Raw genomic sequence first — 4,836 nt, 5'->3', positions numbered from 1 at the left:
ACTTCAAGCTGTCCGCGAATCAGGAACACATAGGTCTTGCGCTTCGCGTCGAGCGGCAACGTGGCGGTTTCCGCGCCGTTGAAGAGGCCTGCATAGAGCCTGGCATTGGCATGGATCAGCACCGAGCCCTGGCTGCCGTCGGGCGAAGCCACCAGCCGCAACGTGCCGCGCTTTTCAGCATCGGCAAATGTTTTTTGYTCGTAGCTGGGAGGAATGCCGGTCACATTGGGCTCGATCCAGATCTGCAGGAAATGCGTGGTCTGGCCGTCTGCGTGGTTGAACTCGCTGTGCTGCACACCGGTGCCCGCGCTCATGCGCTGCACATCACCGGGCGGGATGCCCTTGATGTTGCCGATGCTGTCCTTGTGCGCCAACTCACCGCTCAGCACATAGCTGATGATTTCCATGTCCTTGTGGCCGTGGGTGCCGAAGCCGCGGCCGGCGGCAATGCGGTCTTCATTGATGACCCGCAGGTTGCCAAAACCCATGTGGGCCGGGTCGTAATAGCCGGCAAACGAAAAGGAATGAAAAGATTTGAGCCAGCCGTGATCGGCGTAACCGCGTTCGCCGGATGTTCTTAAAGTCATCATGAGGTGCTCCTTTCAAGGTGCGTTGAACTGCGTTGCAATGACTCCAATGTAGGCGCGGGCAGCCCACTTTTCATTGCTGCATTTTGATGGCATCATTCAAATTATTTGAATGATATTCCCCCCAATGACCAATAACCGGATTCGCGACGCCCTGACCCCGGAGAGCCTCAGCCTGATTGGCGCCGTGCACCGGACCGGCAGCATGGCGGCTGCGGCACGCGAGCTGGGCCTGGTTCCCAGCGCCCTCACCTACCGCATCCGCCAGGTGGAAGATGCCCTCGATGTGCTGCTGTTTGACCGCTCTTCGCGCCAGGCCAAACTGACCGAGGCCGGCAAGGAATTGCTGCGTGAAGGCAACCGCCTGCTGGCCGAACTCGACGCCGTGGCCAATCGCGTCAAGCGCGTCGCCACCGGCTGGGAACCGCAGCTCACGCTGGCTGTGGACAGCGTGATCTCGCGCACCACCGTGATGGAACTGTGCGAAGCTTTTTTTGCCCTGAACCCACCCACACGCCTGCGGATTCGCGAAGAAGCGCTGTCGGGCACGCTGGAAGCGCTTACCTCCGGCCAGGCAGACCTGGCCATCGGGGTGGCCATGGAACCATCCGTCAATACCTCGGTGCAACACAAGACACTGGGCAGCATTCATTTCATTTATGCCGTGGCGCCCCATCACCCACTGGCAAAAGCTGCTGAACCGATAACGGATGCGATGCTGATGCCCCACCGGGCCGTGGCCGTGGCGGATTCCGTGCAGCGTGGCAGCGGCATCACTGTGGGCCTGCTCGGCGGCCAGGACATTTTTACGGTGCCCGGCATGCAGGAAAAACTGCAGGCCCAACTGCGGGGCCTGGGCGGCGGCTTTTTGCCTGAATACCTTGCGCGTCCGCATGTCGCCACCGGGAGGCTGGTCGAGAAAAAAATGCAGCGAGCCCCACGCCTCGTGCCCATGAGCTATGCGTGGCTGCGCGTCGTGGACGGCCATGGCGGGCGGGCGCTGCAGTGGTGGCTGAAGCAACTGGAAAATCCCGCCACACGAAAAGCCCTGCTGGAGCGTGACCAGTCTGCATGAAAACCCGTAGTGGCACGCAATATCTGCGCATGCGCTGCGGCTGCGTGTAGAGTGTGCTTGAAACAGGTTCTTAAAGTTTTCGTTTATGGTTGAGATGTGATGACATACGCCGGGACGCCGCAAATCACTTGAATGATCCGCAGTACGCCCATTCGTCAAACCGCACAAAGTACAAAGATATGACAAAAAAATCCATCCGATCCCCTGAATCCGCGGCTCCGCGCCGCATTGCCGTCATAGGCGCAGGCATTGCGGGCATTGCCTGTGCCCGCACCCTGGTGCAGGCCGGGCACCGCGTCACCGTGTTTGAAAAAAGCCGGGGCGCCGGCGGCCGGATGGCCACACGCGAAAGCGAATTCGGCGGTTTTGACCACGGCACGCAATATTTCACCGTGCGGGACGCGCGCTTTGAAAAAGCCCTGGCCACCGCTACCGGGCTGGTCCGGCCCTGGAGCGCCAACACCGTGCGCATCCTCGATGAACTCGGCCGTGTCGTGGCCTCGGCGCTGCCGCCCAAGGAAGCCCACTGGGTCGCCTCACCCGGCATGAACGCACTGGTGCGGCTGTGGGCCCAGCCCCTCGATGCTGCCGGCCAGCTAGCGCTGGAAACTGAAGTCATGCGGATCGAACCCGACAAGCTGCACGCCAGCCAGTGGCAATTGCAAACCGAAGGGCCCGGCGCAGACAGCCGCGTCCATTCGGGTTTTGATACCGTCATTCTGGCGGTGCCGTCTTCGCAGGCGCAGGCCCTGTTGCTCAGTTCACAACAGGCCAAGCCCCTGGTGGCCGAGCTGTCCGAGGTTAGCGTTGCGCCCTGCTGGACGTTGATGCTGGCCTTTCCGCAGGCGATGCAGCCCACGATGGCGCACCTGGGGCCCCACTGGAATGCAGCGCGCAGCACGCACCACCGCATTGCCTGGCTGGCGCGGGAATCGTCCAAGCCTGGGCGCAGCCCGATCGAACGCTGGACCGTGCAGGCCAGCCCGGAATGGTCGGAGCGCCACCTGGAAGACGATGCCGAGCGCGTCAAGGCCAAGCTGCTGAAGGCCTTCACAGAAGTGACGGGCATCCGCGCCCAGCCGTCACACGCGGCGGTGCACCGCTGGCGCCACGCCCAAACGCAGCAACCGCTGGGCAAAACCCACGCCTGGGACGCCAAATCGCGCATTGGCGCCTGCGGCGACTGGTGTCTGGGTCACCGTGTCGAAGACGGCTTTGTCTCGGGCCTTGAAATGGCCCTCGAAATTTGTTAGCCCCCACGCTTGTCGCTTCGCGTACTGCGCTGCCCCCCGAGGGGGCTGGCCTTGCTTGGGGCGGCCCGGCGCGGCGGCCGCCAGGTTAGCCTTCTCATAGTTCCTTCTGCTTATGGCCTCGGGCTACAAAGGTAGATTTTCCCCTTCGCCCACAGGCCCGCTTCACGCGGGTTCGCTGGTAGCGGCCCTGGCCAGCTGGCTGGATGCCCGGGCGCACCGTGGCCGCTGGCTGGTACGCATCGAAGATGTCGACACCCCGCGCTGTGTGCCGGGCGCAGACCGCGTCATTCTTGAACAACTCGCCTGTTGCGGCCTGGTACCCGATGAAGCACCGGTTTACCAGTCACAACGCGGCGCCCTGTACCAGAATGCCCTGGACGCACTGATCACCCGCGGCCTCGCCTACCCTTGCGCGTGCACGCGACAAGATATCGCGCGGGCACTGGCCGCGTCCGGGCAGGCGCGGGAACGCCATGGCGAACTGGTGTACCCGGGCACCTGCCGCAACGGGCTGCATGGCCGTGCTGCACGTGCGTGGCGGTTTTTGACGCCAAATTATGTGCCAAATAGTGCCCTGGCCCAATCAGAACTTGCGCGAGCAGCTATAGATTTAATAGCAACTGATGCCACGCCAGCGGCCGCCGCACAGGCCGAAATCAGCTGGGATGACCGCCGCCTGGGCACACAGATGCAAAACGTCAGCCGTGAGGTCGGCGACTTTGTCCTCAAACGGGCGGATGGCCTCTGGGCCTACCAGCTCGCCGTAGTGGTAGACGACGCAGCCCAGGGCATCACCGACATCGTTCGCGGCGAAGACCTTGCCGACAACACCGCACGGCAAATCCTGTTGCAGCGCGCACTCGGCCTGCCGCTGCCGCGTTACCTGCATACGCCGCTGGTGCTGGGCCCGAACGGCGAAAAACTGTCCAAGCAGAACGGCGCCCAGCCGCTGGACACCGCCCGCCCCCTGGCGCTGCTGGTCCAGGCCGGCCAAACGCTGGGGCTGGAGGTTGAGCGTATAGCCAACGCAGCGACACCCGCCGCCTGGCTACAACTGGCCGTGCCGCTCTGGGCGACTAAAATCACAGGGTGATTCAAACCTCTCCCCCTGTGCCGCCTGCCTCACCCGAAGGCGCGCCCGCCGACACCCATCCTCCCCACAACATCCGCAGCTTTGTGCGCCGCACCGGCCGCACCACCGCGGGCCAGGCCAAGGCCTTTGCCGATGTGGGCCCGAAGTTTTTGCTGCCGTATGCCGATGCACCACTGGATTTTGAAAAGGCCTTTGGGCGCAACGCTCCCACGATCCTTGAAATAGGTTTTGGCATGGGCGAGGCCACGGCGCACATTGCCGCACTGATGCCCGAAAAGAACCTCCTTTGYTGCGAAGTGCATACGCCCGGCGTGGGCGCCCTGCTCAAACGCATCGACGAACAGAAGCTGTCCAACATCCGCATCCTGCAGCACGATGCGGTCGAAGTGATTGACGACATGCTCCCCCGCGCCAGCCTCGACGGCGCGCACATCTTTTTCCCGGACCCCTGGCACAAGAAAAAACACAACAAGCGCCGGCTGATCCAGCCACCGCTGATCACCAAACTCGCGGCCCGCCTCAAGCCCGGCGGCTACCTGCATTGCGCGACCGACTGGCAACCCTATGCCGAACAGATCCTGGAAGTACTGGGCGCCGAGCCGCTGTTGAAAAATACGGCAGACAGCAGTGCTGGTGGCTATGCCCCCAAGCCAGCCTACCGCCCATTGACCAAATTTGAAAACCGCGGCATCAAGCTGGGGCATGGCGTCTGGGACGTCGTGTTTGTGCGTGCGTGATCTTGCGGCTGCGCGGGTGTGAGCAAAACACCCAAGCTCGGGCTGCATGGTTTGGCCACGCGGGCCGGCATCAGCCCCAGTTGTGTCGGCC

5 protein-coding genes are annotated in these 4,836 nt (G+C 63.0%); 4 read left to right on the top strand and 1 reads right to left on the bottom strand.

What is annotated here, in order from left to right; all coding sequences use genetic code 11:
• Positions 1-590, bottom strand: a 590-nt coding sequence (locus AC1D1P_RS14370; protein ID WP_477673453.1) for a pirin family protein, incomplete at its 3' end; no start/stop codon positions are given.
• Positions 591-714: 124 nt separating this feature from the next.
• On the opposite strand from AC1D1P_RS14370, the gene AC1D1P_RS14365 reads away from it, so the two are divergent.
• The 4 genes from AC1D1P_RS14365 (at position 715) to trmB (ending at position 4,745) form a co-directional block, all read left to right on the top strand.
• Entirely contained in the window at positions 715-1,662 is a 948-nt protein-coding gene (locus AC1D1P_RS14365; RefSeq protein ID WP_477668951.1) for a LysR family transcriptional regulator, read from the top strand.
• Positions 1,663-1,841: 179 nt separating this feature from the next.
• Entirely contained in the window at positions 1,842-2,915 is a 1,074-nt protein-coding gene (locus AC1D1P_RS14360; RefSeq protein ID WP_477673452.1) for an NAD(P)/FAD-dependent oxidoreductase, read from the top strand.
• Positions 2,916-3,027: 112 nt separating this feature from the next.
• Positions 3,028-4,008, top strand: a complete 981-nt coding sequence (gene gluQRS, locus AC1D1P_RS14355) for a tRNA glutamyl-Q(34) synthetase GluQRS (protein WP_477673451.1) — start codon at positions 3,028-3,030, stop codon at positions 4,006-4,008.
• Positions 4,009-4,025: 17 nt separating this feature from the next.
• The gene (trmB, locus tag AC1D1P_RS14350; protein WP_477668948.1) at positions 4,026-4,745 is read left to right on the top strand and encodes a tRNA (guanosine(46)-N7)-methyltransferase TrmB; all 720 of its coding nucleotides are present in this window, start codon (positions 4,026-4,028) and stop codon (positions 4,743-4,745) included.
• Positions 4,746-4,836: the final 91 nt, after the last annotated feature.

The organism is Polaromonas sp. P1_E1_2, assembly GCF_056406035.1.
This window is presented reverse-complemented; position numbering and strand designations above follow the sequence as displayed.